Genomic DNA, 20,013 nt, shown 5'->3' with positions numbered 1-20,013 from the left:
GGATAGCACCTCCTGTACAGATCCCGAGAGCTTCCCGAACATACGCGCAAAAAATGAGGGCTTATCCGGTTTTAACTCATCCGGGCTAAGTTCGTTTAACTTTTTCATTAAATCATTGATAATGCTCCCCACTTCACCCACATCTTTTTTCTGGACATGCTCAAGCATGGAATTAGAAAAGGTCAGGAGCTTTGATTGGGCGGGTGTACCATAGGATATCATTGCCTGATGATTCGTTGGGTCGATTTGTTCGGCAAGCTGATAAGCTTTGGCCCTGTTCTCTTCAGGAATGACATCAATCAGTTTAACCGGTTTCGCTTCCTGGGAAGATACTTTCTCAAGCTCCTGCACCCCATCAAATGGATTGGCTAAAAGGTCATCGATCAAACTGGCGTTATTCGTTTTATTCAACAGGTTTGGATCATTGTTATTCATTTTAACCTCCTGCTTTCATCAATTACTTGTGACTCTTTTCTAGTTTTAATGGATTGCTTAGCAACATCCAATTCGAAGTTAAGGTCATCGATATCATCGGCAATCACTTTATATAAATCCTTTTCTATCGTATTAGTAAGTTCCTTTAAAGTTTTACGAGTCTCCGTTAAGGAAAGTTCAAGTTCCCTATTCTTTTTTGGCTGCTGTGCTAGAAAAACATATTTCTCCGCAAGCTCCATGGCAGAATCCAGATGCGAGTAATAAAACTTTTCCGCTTGATAAAACCGCTTCGGTTTTTTTTTTGTCAGACTGTATATTTTCCTGATCATTTTAATCATCTCTTTCCTCTGTTTAAAAGAAGAGATATGCCTGACCGAGATTAGTGCTTTTTGCACCCTCCATATCTTCGGTTTTGCTTCAATTAAATTTTTCTTTATATATTGATATTCTTTTCTCGTCAATTCATGTTTTTTGAGGTATCTTGATGAAAAATATACGGAACTCAGCCAGTATGCAAGTACCCCTCCTGCTAAAGATATGACAACGGACAGGGCAAACGGTTGATTCAATACGAAATAGCTAATCATCCAAACCGGCAAAACCATTGGAAATGCAATCAATATTGGAACAAAATCAGCAACAAATCGATTCATTATCATTACACTCCTGACTTACACTCTTTTCTTTATATACGGATTATCCTAGGAATTGGTTTCAAGATGAAAAAAAGAATTTCTCCTACCCTAAACGATATAGGAACCGGATCGTTTCTGCAAATTTATTGAAATTTTTTCTGTGAATTCCCTCTTCTTCCCATTCATATGGGCTAACGCCTAGTCACTTCACCGGAACTGACATAAGTTATAGGGTATCCATCCTGATTTTAAAAAGGAGAGTTGACCATGAATTCATACGGATTTTATCCTTATCCACAACAAAACGGAAATCATCAGTACTTTGAATCAAATTTTAACCCATACTTCCAACAGCCTGAACGATTTGATTATATGCCACAGCAAGATTGGAACTTTCAGCAGGTACAAGAAAATCCATATAGCCAGGTGCCAGACCAATTCGATATTGAAAGGCAGCCTCAACAACTTGAAAGAAGAATCCGGGAACTTGAGCGTCAAAACGAGCGTCAAACGAGGGAACTCAATCGGCAGAACCAAGAAATCACGCGGATAAATCGTGAAGTGAACCGCATTAACCAGGAAATCACCAGGCTAAGTCAAGCGGACCAGCGACATACGAATAGGTTAAACAGACTGAATCAAAGACTTCGGGCCGTGGAAAGAAACCTTAACATCCCCTTCACCGCAACAGATGATGGTTTTTAATGAAGGAAATAGCAGGAGCTCATTGTGAGCTCCCGCTTTTTGCTTTGAGATTTAATCAAACGATTGATTAATCTTTAAAGGTTCACCAAACCCTTGTCCAGGGTTACAAAGCTTTACGATTTTCACTATTTGTCATATACACAATTGTTTTCGCCGCCTTAAATATGAATCCTGCTACTTGCTTTAAAAAAGTAGTTACACAATACTGATCTGCAGAATAAAAAATAGGAATCTGCCATATTCCCGCGGAATTCATCAAGTTATTTATAAGAAAATGGCTGTTTTCACATACTTTGTTGCTATTTACCAAGTAGTGMGGTGTGGTTGATTTCCCCTCCAGATGCTCGCTTTCCGCGGGGCGGGCGGTGAGCCTCCTCGGCGTAAACGCCTGTGGGGTCTCACCTGTCCCGCTGCTCCCGCAGGAGTCTCGCACTTCCGCTCCAATCAACCTTAAATCGTTTCGTTTTAAAAACAACAATCTTTACGAAAAGAGCCAAGAAAATAAAAGAGCGGGAGTCATATTTACACTCCTGCTCTTTCTAATTTACAACATGATCCGTTTCAACTTGTCGTTTCTAGATTCCTGTTCCTCCTGGGTAGACAAGTCATACTTCTTCAATAGATGAAAAAGTTCATTCAATGTTTCCTGCGAATTCCCTTTTTCAAGATATCGATCTAATGTTTGACTCAATTGTGTTGGTAAAAATGCCTTTTGGCTCTCAAATTTTAGCCTGACATCTTGCTGCGAATGATTAAGATTGCATACACCCATTTAAAAATTCACCTCTTACTTGATTTTACCATTGTATTATAGATATTACCTTGTCAATTCTTCATCCTGCTTATAGTAATCCTCCACCTTGATGAATTCCGGCGAGGTATGTGTGGCCATGATGCCATGATAACTGATATCCAACCCAAGTTCTTCTTCTTCTTCATTCGATCTTATCGGCAGCCAAACATTTATAACTTTAAAAACAAGCCAAGTCACTGAAAAGCCCCAGATGCATAACACCACTAATCCTAATATTTGAACTCCGAGCAAATGCCATCCCCCGCCGGCAAACAATCCGTTTTCAGTGGAGAAAAGCCCTACCGCTAGCGTCCCCCACATTCCTGATGCCGCATGAACAGGAAAGGCACCGACCGGATCATCGATTTTCCGGGCTTCCAACCAATTTGTCGCAGCTAACATCAACATTCCAGAAACTGCACCAATCAGCAACGCCGCCAGATCACTAACGAATGCACATCCAGCTGTAATCCCGACAAGACCAGCAAGTGAGCCATTGATGACGGAAGGTGCATCCGAGCGTCCATATCTAAACAGTGTATAAAGCAGGGTAACCGCTCCCCCTGATGCAGCTGAGAGCATCGTGACAATGGCAATATGTCCAATGCGGACATCTGTAGCTTGCAAGGTGCTTCCTGCATTAAATCCAAACCAGCCAAACCATAAAAGGAATGCCCCGACAGATGCCAAGGGGAGATTACTCGGCAGCGAAATGGAGCTGGTCCTCCTTGAAGTGAATTTACCTGCTCTCGGCCCGATAACAATGGCAGCCGCAAGTGCTGAAAAACCGCCTAGTGCATGAATGACAGCAGACCCTGCGAAGTCCTGCATGCCCATCCTACTTAACCATCCGCCACCCCATACCCAGTGACCGGCAATCGGATAAATGAATGCTGTCATCATTACGACAAAAATAAGATACGCCCGAAAATTGATCCTTTCCGCAACTGCACCCGAAACGATGGAAATGACGGCGATGACGAATGCCCCTTGAAATAACCAATAGGCATCCATGGAAATCGTAAGGTCGATGTGAGACAAATCACCTTTCAGCAGAAAGCCACTTGCCCCGATGATTCCAAATACATCCTTTCCATACATTAAGCCAAAACCAACGACGAAATAGCAAAGCGTTCCGATCGTAATATCGGCAAAAACCTTCATGATGATGTTCACATTATTTTTCGTACGGACGAACCCTGCCTCCAATAAGGCAAACCCGCCCTCCATCAATAATATCATGGCTGCTGTAAGAACCACCCAAATCGTATCCAAGCCAGCGTTTAACGTTTCTAGAGTCATCTCGGCGTTCCCTCCGCTTTCTGCCAGGCCATTATTTCTTTAATGATGTCTGATGGTAAATTCATTTCCCTTTTTTCCGGTTCAGCCTCAAGTAAACCGATCACCTCATTTAATAAAGCGACCCGCTGTTTTATTTTCTCGATTTGTTTATATCTATCTTTCACATTAACCAAATGTTCAACCGCCTGGTGATGACTTGGGGCACGCCCTGTAAAAAAACGTTTAAATGGTGACAGGGATTGATACCAAGCTTCCTCAGCTCGTCGTTTTTGCTCATATCTATGAATTTTACCTTTGATCGATTCAATTTCCGACTCCTGTTTGCTTTTGTGGAATAGCAGTCCTTTTATCACTTCTTCAGATGAAATTTCAATAACAACCCTACTATATAAATCGTCCATAATATAAATGTCATATCACCTCACGTAACAACGTTATGTTTTCTACAATTATATTTAAAATTCTGAATTCGGTCAATGATTAAACAATAAAAACGAGTCGCACAACGAAAAAGGAGGATTAAAACAATGAATTCTGCCTGTTTCCATTCCATTAATCAAACGTTTGATTAATGGAAGAAGCTAAGTGATTTCAATCATGGATATATTTAGAAGGTATGGATAATCATTTTTTCCTCACTCTAATAAGGCAGTTAAAAACTAGGGGGGTTCATATATGACAGTTATAAACGATGTCAAAACAACTATAGCAGGGTTAAAAAGCGCTCAAGCGAGCTTTGAAACTTTCGCCCTTTCAACAGATAATGAGCAAGCCAAACAATTGTACCAACAAGCTGCCCAACAAACACAAACGATTGTCGACAGCATCACTCCTCGCATAGAAGAGATTCAAAACGAGGAACCTCAATATAAACAATGATCATCCATATAAAAAAGGTTGGTTAAAGCAACCAGCCTTTTTTATATCTTTCCATAACCAAGAATAAAATTTTCATCCTTTTTCTATATCAAAAAATAATGTAGAACAAAATCTTTAAGCCAATCACAAACTACCAAAGGGTTACATACTTGACTTGAACTGCGGACAATCATGCTAATGAATCAGTACGGGTCGCGGATGAAAAAGCTGTATTTATGATCGACTGCCACTTAAAAATCATCGTAGAAGATCGTTTTGAGAATTACGATTGTCCTGGACTTCAGAAAGACTTTTAACGCCGAATGATGTGATACAAGGATGTTAAATGATAAAAAGTAAAAGCTGACTGCTTTATCCGGATTTTGTTTGACCGAATTGGCCGCTTTGTTACTTTCAGGCTGCGGTGATACTGCAGCCATTGAACTCCGGGCCAAAGGTTTCATGGCTGTACTATATTCAAATTGGCTGAAGGATTTTTATGTTATTCCTTTGTTTAATCTTACTTACAATACTCATACAATGGGGTGGTTTAATAATGCTTAAGGGGCATCGCACATGGGTGTTTGATCAAAAGCCTGTCATCGTCTCCACTGGAACCGTTGGCGGTCCATTTGAAGCAGACGGTTTGCTTGCGGATGATTTCGATCTTCTCCATTCCGATTTATGGATCAATCAAGATACCTATGAAAAAGCACATAAAGTCTTATTGGAGGAAGCGAGTACAAAAGCAATCGAGAAGGCGGGTCTTCAAAAGGAACAGATACAATTTTTCCTAGGAGGCGACCTAATCAATCAAATAACCCCTACCAGTTTTGCCTGTCGAACACTAGGAACACCTTATCTCGGCTTATTTGGCGCCTGCTCCACCTCCATGGAGGGACTGGCTCTTGGGGCATACCTTGTCAACACCAAAGGGGCAGAGTACTTATTGACAGGGGCATCAAGCCATAACGCTGCAGTGGAAAAGCAATTTCGCTATCCAACTGAATACGGAGGGCAAAAACCTCCGACAGCCCAATGGACCGTTACGGGGGCAGGAGTGGCTTTATTAAGCAGTGCCGGGGAAGGCCCAAGGGTCACTTCAGCTACGATAGGCCGTGTCATCGACATGGGATTGACCGATCCTTTCAATATGGGAGGTGCCATGGCTCCAGCCGCTGTAGATACGATTGAAGCACATCTCAGAGAAAGAAACCTCGACCCATCCTATTATGATTTGATAGTGACTGGGGATTTAGGAAAGATTGGACATGAAGTTTCTTTGGCAATATTTAAAAAACATGGCACGCCGATTAAAGAAGAGCAATATAAAGATTGCGGTTTAATGATATACAGGGATGGTCAACCGGTCCTGGCCGGGGCAAGTGGCCCTGGATGTTCCGCAACCGTCGTTTATGGTCATTTATTAAATCGCATGAAAAAAGGGGAAATTAAACGATTGCTCGTCGTGGCTACCGGTGCCTTGCTATCTCCCCTATCCTTTCAACAAAGTGAGACGATTCCATGCATCGCCCATGCCGTATCGATTGAATATGACGGAGAAGCACAAAACTAAGGGTTGATGTTTGAACAGACACCTGTAGCGTTAGCGGATGTGAAAAAGAATCGATTGATCGGTTGTTGCCGCTGGCATGCTGGAAGCAACCAGTGCCTGGATAACAGCTGCTCATGGTTCCGAGTCATTATTATAGACCTAAAAAGATAAGGAGGTTGCTGCATGACGATAGCTTCCAATGTCAAACAATGTGTCTCCAGCCTAAAAGGAATTGAAGCAGGCTTATCCAGCTTAGCACTCAGGACTCAAGATGATGAATCTAAACGGATTTTGCATGAAACGATGCTGGTGGTTAATGAAGTTAGGAAGGATGTACAGAAGCGCGTGGGCGAGTTAGAACGGGAAGAACCACAATATAAAGGTTTTTAATGATCAAGCAGGAGGTGTTTGGTAATGCCGGGTTGGTTAGAAATTGTTTTGCGTTCATTTTTCTTTTTAATTGTTCTTTTTTTAATCACTAAAGTGTTAGGAAAAAAACAATTGTCCCAGCTCTCCTTTTTTGAATATGTAACGGGCATAACCATCGGTAATGTTGGGGCAGAATTAGCTACAAAAGTGGAGGGCAATATTATACATGGCGTCCTGTCCATTCTTGTTTTTGCCATAGCACCTTTCATTGCAGGATTAATATCCTTAAAAAGTAAAACATTCCGTGATCTTGTGGAAGGAAAAGCATCGGTTTTCATCAAAGATGGGAAAGTCATGGAAGATAATTTAAAAAAAGAGAAATATACCATCGATGAATTGCTGGGATTGCTCCGAAAAAAGGATGTCTTTGATATTTCTGAAGTTGAGTTTGCCTTATTGGAAGCCAATGGGGATTTTTCCGTAATGTTAAAGAAGCAAAATCAACCTGTAACACCTAAGGACCTTAACATGCCAGTGGCTGCAGTAAAGGAGCCGCAAACCATCATCATGGATGGCCGTATACTTGATGAACCACTTTCCACGATTGGTCTGAACCGAAATTGGCTTCTTACTGAACTGGAAAAGGTGGGGGTAATCCTCGATAATGTATTTCTTGGTCAGGCCAATTCTAATGGAGAATTAACTGTGGACCTTTTTGATGATAAACTTAAAGTTCCTTCTCCTCAAGAAAAACCTCTTTTGCTCGCGACCTTGAAGAAATGCCAAGCTGACTTGGAGTTATTTGCACTTGGAACTGAATCAAAAGAAGCTAAAGAGATGTTTAGCAAAGATAGCGAGAAGCTGCAAAAGGCGATAGATAACGTAATCCATATCTTAAGGAACTGATTATATATTCATTCCCTCACTTTCATAAGCGATGTGACCAGTCCAATGATCACGATCGTCACACATGAAAAAAGAAAAATTTCGATACCTAAGGTGAATGCTGCAGCTGAAATGATTAATGTATCTATGACGATAATCGCCAAAGCAATATCCATGGAAGTGGATTTTGAGATGATTTTGGCTAGCATATCCGTCCCCCCGCTGCTTGTCTCATATCGAAGCATGAGTCCTATGCCCATCCCTATGATGACACCGCCAATCAAGGAGCTTGCCAGTATTGAAATGGAAAAAAACTTTTTCAATGGATTAAGCCAATCCATAAAAAGGGATGTCAAAAGCAATCCGTGAACGCTGCTATAGAAAAAAGGGCGTTCATAATACCAGGCATATAAAAATATAGGAATGCTAAGGACCAACATGGATAGTCCCGTTTGAAAACTAAAGAAATAATGAAGGATGAGTGCAATCCCAATTACGCCGCCATCTATTAAATGATGAGGAACCAAAAATCCATTTATTCCAATGCCCACCAAAAAGCTACCAACAATGACAGCCACCGCTTTTTGAAAATTAATAAAATCACCTTGCCTCCCAATCCATATATTTCTTAATATATGTCCAAGTCAGAGCGTCAAGAATAATCATTCAAAAAAAAATCCCCCTCCCTTTTCTTCAATTTAACTACGTGAAAAAGGTCCCGGTCATTTAGACCGGGACCAACAGTTTGTTGACAAAGGGGTTCGTAAACCTATCTTTCTTCAAATATTCTCCCGAAACAACCTGACCCAAAGCAGCCCTGCAACTCCTTTAGGCATGGTCTCCTTTCTAACTGTTGTAACTAAGTTATTTGGAGAGACTCCTGCGGGAAAAGCGCGCCTAGTGAAACCCCTCCCTCAGGCGCATGCCGAGGGACGACCGCCCGCAGAGAGCGAGTGTGTGGATCGGAAGTCAATATTGTACAAACATAAAAAATGCGGGCCCAGTCAATTAGACCGGGCCCGCATTCAATCATTTCAACTCTAATAACACTACATTTTCAACATGTGTCGTCATCGGGAACATATCGACAGGCTGGATATCAACTGCTTTATATCCGCCTTCTTCCAAGATATGAAGATCACGCGCTAGAGTGCCTGGGTTGCATGATACGTATACGACTTTATTAGGCTTCATCTCGATGATCGTATTCAGAAGGGATTCTTCACAACCTTTGCGTGGCGGATCCACCACGATGACATCAGCAGTATTGCCCTTTTGATACCATTCAGCAATAACGTTACCTGCATCGCCGACCATGAATTCTGCATTTGAGATTTCATTCAATTCAGCGTTGCGCCGTGCGTCTTCGATCGCTTCTTCGACCACTTCCACACCGATTACTTTTTTCGCTTTTTTAGATAAAAATAAAGAGATGGTCCCAATGCCGCAATAGGCATCTATCACCGTTTCTTCACCAGTCAGCCCTGCATAGTCAAGAGCTTTATCATAAAGGACTTTCGTTTGATCTGGATTGATTTGGTAGAAGGATTTTGCAGATATCGCAAATTTCACATCACCGATCATATCATGGATCACTTCGTCGCCCCATAGCACAGTCATTTTATCGCCTAAGATAACATTCGTTTTCTTGGAATTCACGTTTTGAACGATGGATTTAACTTGTGGAAGACGTTCAACGATTTCCTTAACGATAGTTTCGATGAAAGGGATACTTTTCGTTCTAGTAACAAGAACAATCATTAATTCCCCTGTTTGCTTGCCATAACGGGCCATGATGTGCCGCAATACACCTTTATGTGCCTCTTCATTGTAAGCGGGGATACCAAGTTTACTGAAAATCTCTTTAACGACTTGAACGGCTTCATTAATCACTTCATTTTGGATAATGCTTTCTTTCGTTTCAACGATTTCATGTGTCCGCGGTTTGAAGAACCCTGCTATTAGCTTGCCATCCTTTTCACCGACAGGCACTTGCGCTTTATTGCGATAATGGGTTGGATTCTCCATCCCTATGATCGGATGAACCTTCACATCCTCAAGTTTCCCAATGCGTGTCATCACTTCACGTACTTGCTTTTCCTTGAATTCCAACTGTCCTTCATAGCTCATATGCTGCAGCTGACAACCACCGTACTTATGGTAGTCTTCAGTCGTGACCTCAACCCGGTATGGACTGTTTTCGGTAATCTCCATCAAGCGTCCGAAGCCATAACCCTTATTAGCCTTCATCACTTTGATTTTTGCTTTTTCACCTGGAAGGGCGCCCTGAACAAAGATCGGGTAGCCATCGACTTTAGCGACGCCAGCTCCTTCATGTGTTAAATCTTCAAATAAAACCTCTACTATATCATTTTTAGCAACTGGTGCTGTTTTTTTCATATCATCTTCTCTTTTCTTTTTTATGCTAGCCTGTATTTTACCACAATAGGGGCCTTGCCACAAAACCACTCACCAATTTACCCTGGTTTTCATAAAAATATAGTGGAAGGAATTACGGATTTTTCATAGTTCCATGAATAAAAGTTCAATAAAAAAAGAAAAATAAGGAAAAACAAAAGAGGTGAGGAAATGGGTTTATTTAACTCTATATCGGCCTGGAATGCTACAAGGATAGAAAAACATCGAGCGAGTATGGAGGAAAAAGGCCTCTGTCCGGATTGTTACGGACGTGGATACAGCTCCTTCGTACCTACGGAATATCATTTTTCCGATATACACGACTGTCCCGGCTGTAATGGCACCGGAGCTTACGCTGATTGGGCCGCCATGAATGGGCAGCAAATGTAATCGCATACAATGCCAAACTTCAAAGAACTAAAAAGGACCCCCTGTTAAACAGGAGGTTCTTCTATTTCCTTTACCATATAGCGAAATTCATGGCCGCTAATCGAAATGGTTTTCATTTCTATATATCCTAATCTGCCATAGAGACGATTCGCCGCTACATTTTCATTTTCAACGACTAAGGAAATTCTTGGATACCCCTTATTTTTAGCGTATTCCTCCACATATTGAATCAGTGCACTGCCAATTCCTCTTCCTTGAAAATTCGGGTCGACGGACACGGTATCCAAATAAAAGTCTCTCATTTCCGCTTCCTTATCGAGCGTAACGCTTGGGTCTTTCATTTTCATCCTTAATTGTTTCACTATCGGTTCATCCAAGCTTTCGGCATCCTTGCCATGGTAAGCAATGATCAATCCAGATACTTGTCCATCATGTTCACTGACAAGCGTATTTTCATAGCTGACCCGATTCCCACTTTTCCTGAACAAGTCGGCAAGAACGGAAAGTATTCTTTCTTCTTCCGTTTCACCTGTCAAAACCTCTGCAATTTCCTTAATCGCTAACCGGGTCAATATGGCTGCCTTGTCCGCATCCTCCGGTGTCGCTTTCCTGATATACATGTTGCAATTCTCCTTGCTTCATTAAACTGAAAAGGCCACCAGATTCAGTGGCCTTTTCACCTTATTTATTTGCCGGATCATCCGGCAGTAGTCCTTGCGGGATGAATACATCAAAATGGCGGTACTGATTGACGAATTCAGCTGGGGCCATCCCGCCAAATTCCCCATCCAAATTAAGCATCATATCCTTTTTGGCCTGTACTTTAATTCGATTGGCTTTTTCATAAATGACATTTTTATCATGGATATGCTCACCGCGCATTGCCAATGTTGCGACACGGACAATATCAGCCAGGTTTGCCTTTTTTAAAATAAGCAACGTGAACATACCATCATTCAAAGAGGCGTCAGGGGCCAGTTTCTCGAAGCCCCCAACCGAATTCGTGTTAGCCACCAAGAAAAGCATGATCTCCCCTTCAAAAAGCTTTCCATCATATTCAATAGAAACTTCCGTCGGCTTAATTGAAGGAAGCATTTCAATTCCTTTAATATAGTACGCTAGCTGACCGAGCATCGTTTTCAGCTTGATCGGCACGTCGTAGGTCAATTCGGTCAATCTGCCCCCGCCAGCAATATTGATAAAATACTTATCGTTCATTTTCCCGATATCGATCGGCATCGTATGCCCGCCGGCAATAATTTCGGCTGCCCCTTCGATCGACTTCGGTAAATGCAGCGCCCGGGCGAAATCATTGGTCGTTCCCGTCGGGATGATTCCTAGTTTCGGACGTTTCTCTGCAGTGGCCAGTCCATTAACAACCTCATAAATCGTACCGTCGCCCCCTGCTGCAATAACTACCTCATAGCCGCGTTCAATCGCTATCTTTGCCGCTTTCGTCGCATCCCCAGCACCGGTCGTCGCATGTGCAGAAGCTTCATAACCAGCTTCTTCAAGTTTCGCTAGCACACCTGGCAGGCTCTTCTTAATGGCTTCCCGGCCCGAAGTCGGGTTGTAAATCAACCTTGCTCTTTTCATTTCCCATCATCCTTATACATATTGATTCCATAATTTACATCTTAATCCTTCGTTACATGAAAAGCAATATTCGAAAAAAAGAGGACCGTATTTCGGTCCATATCTTTTACATTTTACTAGAAATCTTATCAGGGAAAATTATAATGCTTTTTACAATTTTATTCTAGTAAATGATTTCAATCATGGATATTGAACGTTCACGTTAAATGTATCGGTAACCGTTAAAGTATGTTTCCCATCACCATTATTGAATATCCCATTCTTTTTTACAATGCCTTCATCACTTGTTCCTTTTTTCACTTCAGTCATCTTCCAGCCACTCTCGGGGCCTTCAAGTTCCTCGACCCCTCTAGCATCTATCTTGATATCACTATTATCCTGAAGGACTACACTTAGATTTCCGCTGTCCTTCACACTCCAGTCATTCAAGAGCTTTCTAGGCTTCAAGACAAGATCGGTACTTTGACCGTCTATCTCCACTGCCAACTCAGCAGGGATTATAAGGGTTGCCTTAAGATTCCTTGTACCACTGTCCAAAAGTCCATTTTGACTCGGTAAATCCTTGAAGCTAATATAAAGAGTATCACCATTTCTTTCAACAAGTAAATAATCTTCCGCATTGTTCAACAATGAATCATCATCTTCCATTACCCGCTCACCATATGTTCCAAAAACGGAAACTTCTTCGTCCTTACCACTTTCAATGGTCAATGGGTATGAACCAGTGTCCAGGACAACTCTCTGTATGCCCTTTCCTGCCTTTTGATTGAAACCAGGCAAATTGACCGTTTTCTCTTCACTATTAACGGCAGCCCTAACTTGATCCAACAATCCGCTGGATGTAAGCAGAATTAAAACTATTCCCGTCGTTCCAAGCAATCCAACGAAAAGAATGCTAAGAATATCATACTTTACAAAAGAACTTTCTTTTCTGGAAAAATAAATATAGAAGAGAATTTCTGTACCCAAGATCATGAACAGCAACGGCCACCATGATAGCAGAATCGTCGTCAAATTCATATCCGAAATTTGAGAAACGAGTAAAACAAAACCCAAACCAACCAGGGAGATCCCCATTGAAATCGTTCCGACTCTCCATGTTCTCATTTTGTCTCCTCCTTGACGCTCCCTTTTTTACTTCCCGACAGCAATTTGATTCCTCCGCCTATTAGAAGGATGCATACAAGGCCTTTTTGAAAATAATCCCTAAACCAATATTCCAAGTTGCTTCCAATCCATTCATCTAAATGGGGAGCGATGGCCGGGACGATCATCTTACTGGCCAAGAAATAGATTCCAATTCCTACCAAACCCAATCCTAACCATTTTTGATGATTGACCATTCCCGAAATGATGGGCGTATCTTCTACTGGACCCTCTTCCATTTTCGAAGCTTTTTGCAATCCATCAAAAAAACTATAAAACCAGATAATCGGAATAAGGAAGAAGAAGAAACCCAACCGGAGTAAATCCAGTATGTAAATGGCGAATAAAAAGCCGGCCATCAATTGTATCCCACGTTTTTGCAGCCCCAAATATAAGTGACCTGCACCAGGGAAAATAGCGAATAAAGTCGCGACCGCTTTACTCTTCTTCCCGGATTCCCGTCTCTCCTCGAAATCTTCCAAAACGGTCCGATCGATAAGCTCCTCACCTCTTTGCTTTTTATTCAGCTGTTGAACAGAATCAAAAAAGCTGTAAATCCAGATAACAGGCAATAGTGCCATGAATATTAACAGGCCTTCCATTTGTGTCATCACACTGATGAATATCACCATGATGCCAAAGCCTAAAAAGCTGATGAGAAAAATGAGCCCACGGTTCATGAGGCCTAGCTGAAAATGCCCTAACCCAGGAACGAATGAAAGGATGATTACATAAAACCTTTCCGCTTCCGGCGGATTTGCCATTCCCTCCATATCCTCTTCACTTTTAGGATTCCTCAGTGAGGTGACCACCAAATCAAATATACTGATGAAATAAAACACCATTCCAATAACGGAAAATGCCAGAAACGCATCCGATTGACTGATTAACGAAAGAAAAAGACCTCCAAGCCCCAATCCAGCTGTGGCAAGAAAATAAAATAGCCCTTTATATTGCCTTCCTAGGTAAAAATGTCCGAAACCTGGCAGAAAGGATAATAAAAAAGCTAATACCGGACTTTTATTCATTTCTAAACCCCTCCTTATTTTTCTTTTCGATTGTATCCATCCAAGTAAATGTTTTATCAATAAGGTCCTCGGTCAAGGACTGCGTTTTCTTATCACTGCTTGATTCCACAGAATCCACGTATTCTGTCAATGATTGAAATACCCCGCCTGCCATTAATAAAATCGTAAATCCGGCCGCAATCAGGTAATGTCTTGTGATTGTCCGAAGTGACTTCTCTTTTCGATGTGGCCAAGGCTCTTCAACAGAGCCGCCTTTCAATCGGCTAATCGAGTCCATGACTGGACCTGCAATATCAAATCCTTCAAGGTCCAGACTTGTTTCTTCTTTTTCCATCGCTTCCATATAGACGGACAAACACTTGTCACAGGAGTATAGATGATTTTCATATTCAATTTTTAAAGCCTCTGGTATTTCATCTGCCAAATATGCAACCCATTGTGCCTCTGAAACATGATTCATGAAAAATCCTCCTCTTTCCAATGTTTTCTCATCCAATTTCTTGCCCGGTATAGCTTTACTTCCACAGATTTCACTTGAATCTGCTGTTCCTCTGCAATTTGCTTGAATGTCTTTTCCTTTATGTAATAGCCATATACAACGTCTCGATATCCCTCTGGAAGGTCATTCAGCTTCCGTAATACTTGCTTTCGCCTTTCATTCCGAAAAAATACTGCCTCGACATCATCCGTTAAGCCCAAATTAACTTCCGATGAATGTTCGTCCTGTAATTCTTCCTTTTGGCGTTCCCTCTTTCTCTTTAGATCGATTGCATGATTGACGGCAATTCGGGTAATCCAAGTTTTGAAGCCTTGGTTCTTATATTGAGGAAGAGAAGTGTAGATTTTGATAAAGACTTCCTGGGTAACATCTTCTGCATCCTTTTGATTCCGCAAGACGGAATAGACGGTTCTATAAATCGTCTGTTTATAATTTTCAATCAACATTCGGAATGCATGATCATTCCCAGCTCTTACCTTCTCAACTAACTCATCGGACACTTCTCTTCCCCCTTTCCTGATAAACATTCATGTAATAGACGACACAAAAAGGAGTTACCCCTACAGATAACTCAAAATTATTTTTCCGCTTATTATTTTTCTCAGCCTTAATCAAGAGAAAACCGTACCACTTTAAAAGTGATACGGTCAACATTAACGTTTATTGATTTCTTCCACCAAAATTTTATTAACAAGTTGTGGATTGGCTTGTCCTTTTGTCGCTTTCATAATCTGCCCGACAAGGAAGCCGATTGCCTTTTGTTTACCGGCTTTAAAATCTTCAATGGATTGCGGGTTATTATTCAATGCTTCTTCAACGGCTGTACGCAATGCGCCTTCGTCGGAAATTTGGACTAGTCCCTTCTCCTTGACGATCGTTTCAGCATCCCCGCCGTTTTCAATCAATTCTTTGAAAACCTTTTTAGCGATTTTAGACGAAATCGTGCCATCTTCAATCAGCTTGATCATTCCAGCCAATGATTCAGCAGTCAATTTGACATCATGCAGCTCTTTGCCTTCTGCATTCAAGAAAGCGGAAACCTCACCCATGATCCAGTTAGATGCTAGTTTTGCATCGGCACCTGAAGCAACTGTCGCTTCAAAGAAATCCGCACTTTCTTTCGTTACCGTTAAAACGGCTGCATCATATTCAGGTAAGCCAAATTCTTCGACATAGCGTTTTTTCCGAGCATCCGGAAGTTCCGGAATTTCGGCAGCGATACGAGCTTTCCATTCTTCATCAATATGGATCGTCAATAAGTCCGGTTCCGGGAAATAACGGTAATCATCGGAGCCTTCCTTAATTCGCATTAGTACGGTTCTGCCTGTAGCTTCATCGAACCGGCGAGTTTCCTGTTCGATTATGCCGCCTTCATTCAAGATTTCCGCTTGTCGTATTTCTTCATGCTCCAACCCTTTGCGAACGAAGTTGAATGAATTCAAGTTTTTCAATTCGGTTTTCGTACCGAATTCCTTTTGGCCAACAGGTTTCAAGGAAATATTAGCATCACAACGAAGTGAGCCTTCTTCCATTTTACAATCGGAAACGCCCGTGTATTGAATGATGGATTTCAGCTTTTCCAAATAAGCATACGCTTCTTCCGGGGAAGTGATATCCGGTTCGGATACGATTTCAACAAGAGGCGTACCTTGGCGGTTATAATCGCAAAGCGAATAGTTCCCTTTATGTGTCAGCTTTCCAGCATCCTCTTCCATATGAATGCGGGTAATGCCAATTTTCTTTTTCTTGCCGCCCACTTCGATTTCAATCCAACCATGTTCACCGATCGGTTGATCGAACTGTGAAATTTGGTATGCTTTAGGATTGTCCGGGTAAAAATAGTTTTTCCGGTCGAATTTCGTAACTTCCGCCACTTCGCAATTCAGGGCAATTGCAGCCTTCATTGCAAAATCAACAGCCTTTTTATTGACGACAGGCAATACACCTGGGTAGCCTAGGTCAATTACAGTCGTGTTACTATTTGGAGCGGCACCAAAATGATTTGGGCTCGCTGAGAAAATTTTAGAATCCGTTTTTAATTCTACGTGTACTTCTAGACCAATCACCGTTTCAAAGTCCATTATTTTCACCCCTTACAGCTTAGGAAATTGTTTATGAAAATCTGTTGCTTGCTCAAATGCGTGAGCCGCGCGGTAAATCGTGCTTTCATCAAAATGCTTCCCAATCATTTGCAGTCCAAGCGGAAGACCATTCGCTGCGAATCCACATGGCACGGATATACCCGGTACGCCAGCAAGATTGACTGGAATTGTCAGGATATCATTCGCATACATCGTTAATGGATCGTCGACTTTTTCACCAATTTTAAATGCAGGCGTAGGTGTAGTCGGCCCAATTATGACATCGTATTTTTCAAAGACATCTTCAAAGTCTTTTTTGATTAATGTACGTACTTTTTGAGCCTTTTTATAATAAGCATCATAATAACCGGAACTTAAGGAGAACGTTCCAAGCATGATACGGCGTTTCACTTCGTCACCGAATCCTTCTGCACGGGTTTGCTTATACATTTCTATAAGAGTTTCTGCATTATCTGTCCGATGTCCGTAACGTACACCGTCAAAACGTGAAAGGTTAGCCGAGGCTTCCGATGAAGATAGCAGATAATAGGCAGCTAAAGCATATTTGGAATGCGGCAAGGAAACCTCTTCCCATTGAGCTCCAAGACCCTCTAATACTTTTAACGCTTCAAGTACGGAATTACGCGCTTCTTCACCAACGCCTTCACCAAGGTATTCTTTAGGCACAGCTATTTTCAATCCTCTAACATCGCCTGTTAATGAATTCACAAAATTCGGCACGTCAACATTAGCAGAGGTCGAATCCATTGGGTCTACTCCTGAGATTGCTTCAAGCAAATAAGCGTTATCTTCAACAGTTCTTGTAACAGGTCCGATTTGGTCCAATGAAGACGCAAATGCTACAAGTCCGAATCGGGAAACCCTGCCATATGTAGGTTTTAAGCCGACGACACCGCAATATGCCGCTGGTTGGCGGATCGATCCACCCGTATCGGAACCTAAAGAGAATAGGACTTCCCCGGAAGCGACAGATGCAGCTGAACCACCCGAAGAACCGCCTGGCACATATTCCGTGTTCCAAGGGTTGCGTGTTGCTTGAAATGCGGAGTTCTCATTGGAAGAACCCATCGCAAACTCATCCATATTCAATTTACCGATCGTAACCGTTTCTGCCTTCTGTAGCTTTTGAACAACGGTTGCATCATAGATTGGATCAAAGTTCTCCAAAATTTTGCTCGCGCAAGTCGTACGCAAATTTTTAGTGACAATATTATCCTTCACTCCGATTGGCATACCAAATAAAGCGCCTTCGTTCTCGCCTTTTACCAATTGATCATCCAAACGTTTTGCTTGATTGCGGGCGTTTTCTTCATCAAGTGTCAAAAATGCCTTCACCTTGTCCTCTACCTGTCCGATTCGCTTATACGATTCGTCAACAAGATCAGTGACACTTATCTCTTTCTTATGTAATCGTTCATGAAGCTCAGAAACCTTTTGTTCGAACAACGACATCATTGTCCCTCCTTATTCAATTATTGATGGTACACGGATATATCCTTCTTTGCTATCCGGTGCATTTTTAACTACTTCTTCCACTGGCAATCCTGGTTTTGCGACATCTTCGCGCATAACATTCTTCATATCCAAAACGTGAGAAGTCGGGTTTACTTGATCCGTATCAAGCTCATTCAACTGCTCCGCGAATGAAATCATTTGGTCAAGCTGATGCTGAAACTGTTTTGCTTCTTCTTCCGTAATGGCCAATCGGGCCAAATGGGCAACGTGTTTAACTTGTTCCATAGAAATACGTGACATTCTCTTCACCTCCGAAAAAATATCCAAATCGACTGAATTTCGTCGCTTTTCTCCATATAATCATCGTTTAAATCATATCAAACTATTGCACAGTAAAGCAACAAGAGATACAATGTCGAAATTCAATTATTTCATAAGGAAAAAGAGATATTTTCCGGGAAATATGGGAAAGTTGCCGGAATTTCCGGGGAAATGACAATAAGGCTTTTAAAATTCGACAAATGTTGCCTTTTTAAAGCACTTGTTCCCTAAGATGGAAGGGTTTACTTTCCATTATATATCTTTGTTCATTGTTAAAGATTTTTTTGACATTCACAAGAAATAGATTCCAGTCGAAAAAAAGGATGAAGCCGCTAAGCTTCATCCTTTTTTCATTCGTATATATGAACGGTTGGTTCGTCCTGATTCGCTTCACGGACTATGAGCGCTTCAGGTCCATTTACAGACGTAATGGATACCTGTACGGCAATATAGTTCGGGAAACGTTCCATTATGAGCCCAGCAACATATTGGGTAAAGCCTATCGCTTCCGAGTTCCCATAAAATTGAATGGGGATATCGATGTTCAGGCTTTGCAATTGATCATCCATATAGAACGCCCTGCCGATGACTCCGTTAAAGTTAGGGAAGTATTCTTCGACATCTTCTTTAAAGTTCGTGAAAGTATTGACGTCATCACGGTATTTCTTTTCAGCAGCAGCAGAAGGAAATAGGAAATACTCTTCGTCCAAGTTCGTCCATTTCCCAATATTGTTCGAGTTTTTATCGATATTTGTATAGGAAATGAAATTCCCAGGGACTACTGAAGATTTTTCATTTTGCTCGAATAAGGCAATCGTAATCGGAACATTTTTCAGCTTGTCCATTTTACGCAGCCTTTTTAAAACTTCTGCAGCAATTTTTTCCCCTTCTTGCTTTAGCTTTTTACTATCGATTTTATTTTCATAGGTGGCACCGAATGCCTCTTTTTGATAGTAATGCACTGAATTCAACGCTAGACCGATTACAACTCCGCCAAGGCTTACTGAATTATCTTTTGTTTTGACCAAGTAATTATGTTCTAAAATATGGGCGAGATAGATCGGATTTTCTTCATTCCGCTTATCAATGTCACCTTTGCCCGGATCAACCGGATTCAAGCCAAGGTTCTCTGAGGCCTTCATCTTCTTTTCTTTCAACTGACTATCGGTATATTTTCTGTTCAGCCAGGAAGATATCTTGGAACTATCTAGCATTTGCCCCTCTTGAAACAGGTAATCTTCCGGGTCGAATTGGGTTTGGGCCAACCGCATCAATCCATTTTCGAATTCTTCAATGTCGTATCTGGTATTTAGATTGGATACGACCAAACCGCGTGCTTTTGATGGTTCAAACGGTAGGATTGTTTGATAATATTCTTCCGAAATTTTATACTTCGGAATAATTGCCGTTTCTTTTTTGTCTTTGGAGTCTTGAACTACCTCTTGCTTATCCTCGAAACTAGGCGCACATCCAGCAAGAAGCAGTATAAGAATCATCCCCAAAATGGAGTGTTTCCTCATA

At 41.6% G+C, this 20,013-nt stretch carries 24 protein-coding genes; 6 read left to right on the top strand and 18 right to left on the bottom strand.

Features of this window, described 5'->3' with window-relative positions; translation table 11 throughout:
- Both AC1DVB_RS12715 and AC1DVB_RS12710 read right to left on the bottom strand, forming a co-directional pair.
- A partial coding sequence (locus tag AC1DVB_RS12715; RefSeq protein WP_477589487.1) for a toxic anion resistance protein occupies window positions 1-435 on the bottom strand: 435 nt, incomplete at its 3' end.
- On the bottom strand, window positions 432-1,088 hold the full coding sequence (locus AC1DVB_RS12710) for a 5-bromo-4-chloroindolyl phosphate hydrolysis family protein (protein ID WP_477589485.1): 657 nt from the start codon (window positions 1,086-1,088) through the stop codon (window positions 432-434). The genes AC1DVB_RS12710 and AC1DVB_RS12715, both read right to left, overlap by 4 nt.
- A gap of 354 nt (window positions 1,089-1,442) precedes the next feature.
- Here AC1DVB_RS12710 and AC1DVB_RS12705 point away from each other — a divergent pair, with 354 nt between their 5' ends.
- On the top strand, window positions 1,443-1,775 hold the full coding sequence (locus AC1DVB_RS12705) for a coiled-coil domain-containing protein (protein ID WP_034306570.1): 333 nt from the start codon (window positions 1,443-1,445) through the stop codon (window positions 1,773-1,775).
- A gap of 544 nt (window positions 1,776-2,319) precedes the next feature.
- Here AC1DVB_RS12705 and AC1DVB_RS12700 read toward each other — a convergent pair.
- From AC1DVB_RS12700 to AC1DVB_RS12690, 3 genes are read right to left on the bottom strand one after another with little or no spacing between them, the layout of a single operon-like run.
- A complete protein-coding gene (locus AC1DVB_RS12700; protein ID WP_053533599.1) occupies window positions 2,320-2,547 on the bottom strand; it encodes a hypothetical protein in 228 nt (75 codons plus the stop codon).
- Between the two features lie 45 nt (window positions 2,548-2,592).
- Window positions 2,593-3,870 carry an ammonium transporter gene (locus AC1DVB_RS12695; RefSeq protein ID WP_477589483.1) on the bottom strand — a complete coding sequence of 426 codons (1,278 nt, stop codon included), beginning with the start codon at window positions 3,868-3,870 and terminating at the stop codon, window positions 2,593-2,595.
- Entirely contained in the window at window positions 3,867-4,271 is a 405-nt protein-coding gene (locus AC1DVB_RS12690; RefSeq protein WP_230134468.1) for a hypothetical protein, read from the bottom strand. The genes AC1DVB_RS12695 and AC1DVB_RS12690 overlap by 4 nt, the downstream gene beginning before the upstream one ends.
- Before the next feature lie 274 nt (window positions 4,272-4,545).
- Between AC1DVB_RS12690 and AC1DVB_RS12685 the strand changes: the two genes are divergently transcribed.
- Window positions 4,546-4,749, top strand: coding sequence for a DUF1657 domain-containing protein (locus AC1DVB_RS12685; RefSeq protein WP_057278507.1), 204 nt, complete (start codon window positions 4,546-4,548; stop codon window positions 4,747-4,749).
- 230 nt (window positions 4,750-4,979) lie between these two features.
- Here the strand turns inward: AC1DVB_RS12685 and AC1DVB_RS12680 are convergent, their stop codons facing one another.
- Window positions 4,980-5,168 carry a hypothetical protein gene (locus AC1DVB_RS12680; protein WP_057278506.1) on the bottom strand — a complete coding sequence of 63 codons (189 nt, stop codon included), beginning with the start codon at window positions 5,166-5,168 and terminating at the stop codon, window positions 4,980-4,982.
- A 116-nt stretch (window positions 5,169-5,284) separates the two neighbouring features.
- Between AC1DVB_RS12680 and spoVAD the strand changes: the two genes are divergently transcribed.
- From spoVAD to AC1DVB_RS12665, 3 genes are all read left to right on the top strand, one after another.
- A complete protein-coding gene (gene spoVAD / locus AC1DVB_RS12675) occupies window positions 5,285-6,304 on the top strand; it encodes a stage V sporulation protein AD (RefSeq protein ID WP_057278505.1) in 1,020 nt (339 codons plus the stop codon).
- 162 nt (window positions 6,305-6,466) lie between these two features.
- The gene (locus AC1DVB_RS12670; RefSeq protein ID WP_057278504.1) at window positions 6,467-6,673 is read left to right on the top strand and encodes a DUF1657 domain-containing protein; all 207 of its coding nucleotides are present in this window, start codon (window positions 6,467-6,469) and stop codon (window positions 6,671-6,673) included.
- A gap of 24 nt (window positions 6,674-6,697) precedes the next feature.
- Window positions 6,698-7,558, top strand: coding sequence for a DUF421 domain-containing protein (locus AC1DVB_RS12665; RefSeq protein ID WP_477589479.1), 861 nt, complete (start codon window positions 6,698-6,700; stop codon window positions 7,556-7,558).
- Between the two features lie 8 nt (window positions 7,559-7,566).
- Here the strand turns inward: AC1DVB_RS12665 and AC1DVB_RS12660 are convergent, their stop codons facing one another.
- Window positions 7,567-8,115 carry a YitT family protein gene (locus tag AC1DVB_RS12660; protein ID WP_347881707.1) on the bottom strand — a complete coding sequence of 183 codons (549 nt, stop codon included), beginning with the start codon at window positions 8,113-8,115 and terminating at the stop codon, window positions 7,567-7,569.
- Between the two features lie 451 nt (window positions 8,116-8,566).
- Window positions 8,567-9,937, bottom strand: a complete 1,371-nt coding sequence (gene rlmD, locus AC1DVB_RS12655) for a 23S rRNA (uracil(1939)-C(5))-methyltransferase RlmD (protein WP_057278501.1) — start codon at window positions 9,935-9,937, stop codon at window positions 8,567-8,569.
- Between the two features lie 189 nt (window positions 9,938-10,126).
- On the opposite strand from rlmD, the gene AC1DVB_RS12650 reads away from it, so the two are divergent.
- Window positions 10,127-10,345, top strand: coding sequence for a hypothetical protein (locus AC1DVB_RS12650; protein WP_034306063.1), 219 nt, complete (start codon window positions 10,127-10,129; stop codon window positions 10,343-10,345).
- A gap of 44 nt (window positions 10,346-10,389) precedes the next feature.
- Here the strand turns inward: AC1DVB_RS12650 and AC1DVB_RS12645 are convergent, their stop codons facing one another.
- From AC1DVB_RS12645 to AC1DVB_RS12600, 10 genes are all read right to left on the bottom strand, one after another.
- Window positions 10,390-10,965, bottom strand: coding sequence for a GNAT family N-acetyltransferase (locus AC1DVB_RS12645; RefSeq protein WP_063577517.1), 576 nt, complete (start codon window positions 10,963-10,965; stop codon window positions 10,390-10,392).
- Between the two features lie 61 nt (window positions 10,966-11,026).
- Entirely contained in the window at window positions 11,027-11,941 is a 915-nt protein-coding gene (locus AC1DVB_RS12640) for a diacylglycerol kinase (protein WP_034306067.1), read from the bottom strand.
- A gap of 180 nt (window positions 11,942-12,121) precedes the next feature.
- Window positions 12,122-13,048: a hypothetical protein gene (locus AC1DVB_RS12635; protein ID WP_098865641.1), complete on the bottom strand. Its 927-nt coding sequence runs from the start codon at window positions 13,046-13,048 to the stop codon at window positions 12,122-12,124.
- Window positions 13,045-14,115, bottom strand: a complete 1,071-nt coding sequence (locus AC1DVB_RS12630) for a hypothetical protein (RefSeq protein WP_477589476.1) — start codon at window positions 14,113-14,115, stop codon at window positions 13,045-13,047. Before AC1DVB_RS12630 ends, AC1DVB_RS12635 begins: the two co-directional genes overlap by 4 nt.
- Window positions 14,108-14,575 carry a hypothetical protein gene (locus AC1DVB_RS12625; protein WP_057278497.1) on the bottom strand — a complete coding sequence of 156 codons (468 nt, stop codon included), beginning with the start codon at window positions 14,573-14,575 and terminating at the stop codon, window positions 14,108-14,110. The genes AC1DVB_RS12630 and AC1DVB_RS12625 overlap by 8 nt, the downstream gene beginning before the upstream one ends.
- Window positions 14,572-15,114, bottom strand: a complete 543-nt coding sequence (locus AC1DVB_RS12620; protein WP_235568396.1) for an RNA polymerase sigma factor — start codon at window positions 15,112-15,114, stop codon at window positions 14,572-14,574. Before AC1DVB_RS12620 ends, AC1DVB_RS12625 begins: the two co-directional genes overlap by 4 nt.
- A gap of 153 nt (window positions 15,115-15,267) precedes the next feature.
- On the bottom strand, window positions 15,268-16,695 hold the full coding sequence (gene gatB, locus AC1DVB_RS12615) for an Asp-tRNA(Asn)/Glu-tRNA(Gln) amidotransferase subunit GatB (RefSeq protein ID WP_034306078.1): 1,428 nt from the start codon (window positions 16,693-16,695) through the stop codon (window positions 15,268-15,270).
- A 12-nt stretch (window positions 16,696-16,707) separates the two neighbouring features.
- Window positions 16,708-18,168: an Asp-tRNA(Asn)/Glu-tRNA(Gln) amidotransferase subunit GatA gene (gene gatA / locus AC1DVB_RS12610; RefSeq protein WP_477589473.1), complete on the bottom strand. Its 1,461-nt coding sequence runs from the start codon at window positions 18,166-18,168 to the stop codon at window positions 16,708-16,710.
- A 12-nt stretch (window positions 18,169-18,180) separates the two neighbouring features.
- Window positions 18,181-18,471 carry an Asp-tRNA(Asn)/Glu-tRNA(Gln) amidotransferase subunit GatC gene (gene gatC, locus AC1DVB_RS12605; protein ID WP_034306082.1) on the bottom strand — a complete coding sequence of 97 codons (291 nt, stop codon included), beginning with the start codon at window positions 18,469-18,471 and terminating at the stop codon, window positions 18,181-18,183.
- 371 nt (window positions 18,472-18,842) lie between these two features.
- On the bottom strand, window positions 18,843-20,012 hold the full coding sequence (locus AC1DVB_RS12600; protein WP_057278495.1) for a CamS family sex pheromone protein: 1,170 nt from the start codon (window positions 20,010-20,012) through the stop codon (window positions 18,843-18,845).
- Window position 20,013 lies beyond the last annotated feature (1 nt).

This window comes from Peribacillus sp. P4_D6 (assembly GCF_056401795.1).
This window is presented reverse-complemented; position numbering and strand designations above follow the sequence as displayed.

Bases quoted from the DNA above. Each gene is read 5' to 3' on its own strand.
- gatC (WP_034306082.1), bottom strand. From the start codon at position 18,471: ATGTCACGTATTTCTATGGAACAAGTTAAACACGTTGCCCATTTGGCC.
- rlmD (WP_057278501.1), bottom strand. From the start codon at position 9,937: ATGAAAAAAACAGCACCAGTTGCTAAAAATGATATAGTAGAGGTTTTA.
- AC1DVB_RS12695 (WP_477589483.1), bottom strand. From the start codon at position 3,870: ATGACTCTAGAAACGTTAAACGCTGGCTTGGATACGATTTGGGTGGTT.
- AC1DVB_RS12685 (WP_057278507.1), top strand. From the start codon at position 4,546: ATGACAGTTATAAACGATGTCAAAACAACTATAGCAGGGTTAAAAAGC.
- gatA (WP_477589473.1), bottom strand. From the start codon at position 18,168: ATGTCGTTGTTCGAACAAAAGGTTTCTGAGCTTCATGAACGATTACAT.
- AC1DVB_RS12650 (WP_034306063.1), top strand. From the start codon at position 10,127: ATGGGTTTATTTAACTCTATATCGGCCTGGAATGCTACAAGGATAGAA.
- AC1DVB_RS12700 (WP_053533599.1), bottom strand. From the start codon at position 2,547: ATGGGTGTATGCAATCTTAATCATTCGCAGCAAGATGTCAGGCTAAAA.
- AC1DVB_RS12705 (WP_034306570.1), top strand. From the start codon at position 1,443: ATGCCACAGCAAGATTGGAACTTTCAGCAGGTACAAGAAAATCCATAT.
- AC1DVB_RS12635 (WP_098865641.1), bottom strand. From the start codon at position 13,048: ATGAGAACATGGAGAGTCGGAACGATTTCAATGGGGATCTCCCTGGTT.
- AC1DVB_RS12690 (WP_230134468.1), bottom strand. From the start codon at position 4,271: ATGGACGATTTATATAGTAGGGTTGTTATTGAAATTTCATCTGAAGAA.
- AC1DVB_RS12630 (WP_477589476.1), bottom strand. From the start codon at position 14,115: ATGAATAAAAGTCCGGTATTAGCTTTTTTATTATCCTTTCTGCCAGGT.
- AC1DVB_RS12640 (WP_034306067.1), bottom strand. From the start codon at position 11,941: ATGAAAAGAGCAAGGTTGATTTACAACCCGACTTCGGGCCGGGAAGCC.
- AC1DVB_RS12645 (WP_063577517.1), bottom strand. From the start codon at position 10,965: ATGTATATCAGGAAAGCGACACCGGAGGATGCGGACAAGGCAGCCATA.
- AC1DVB_RS12680 (WP_057278506.1), bottom strand. From the start codon at position 5,168: ATGGCTGCAGTATCACCGCAGCCTGAAAGTAACAAAGCGGCCAATTCG.
- AC1DVB_RS12600 (WP_057278495.1), bottom strand. From the start codon at position 20,012: ATGAGGAAACACTCCATTTTGGGGATGATTCTTATACTGCTTCTTGCT.
- AC1DVB_RS12625 (WP_057278497.1), bottom strand. From the start codon at position 14,575: ATGAATCATGTTTCAGAGGCACAATGGGTTGCATATTTGGCAGATGAA.
- spoVAD (WP_057278505.1), top strand. From the start codon at position 5,285: ATGCTTAAGGGGCATCGCACATGGGTGTTTGATCAAAAGCCTGTCATC.
- AC1DVB_RS12670 (WP_057278504.1), top strand. From the start codon at position 6,467: ATGACGATAGCTTCCAATGTCAAACAATGTGTCTCCAGCCTAAAAGGA.
- gatB (WP_034306078.1), bottom strand. From the start codon at position 16,695: ATGGACTTTGAAACGGTGATTGGTCTAGAAGTACACGTAGAATTAAAA.
- AC1DVB_RS12710 (WP_477589485.1), bottom strand. From the start codon at position 1,088: ATGAATCGATTTGTTGCTGATTTTGTTCCAATATTGATTGCATTTCCA.
- AC1DVB_RS12665 (WP_477589479.1), top strand. From the start codon at position 6,698: ATGCCGGGTTGGTTAGAAATTGTTTTGCGTTCATTTTTCTTTTTAATT.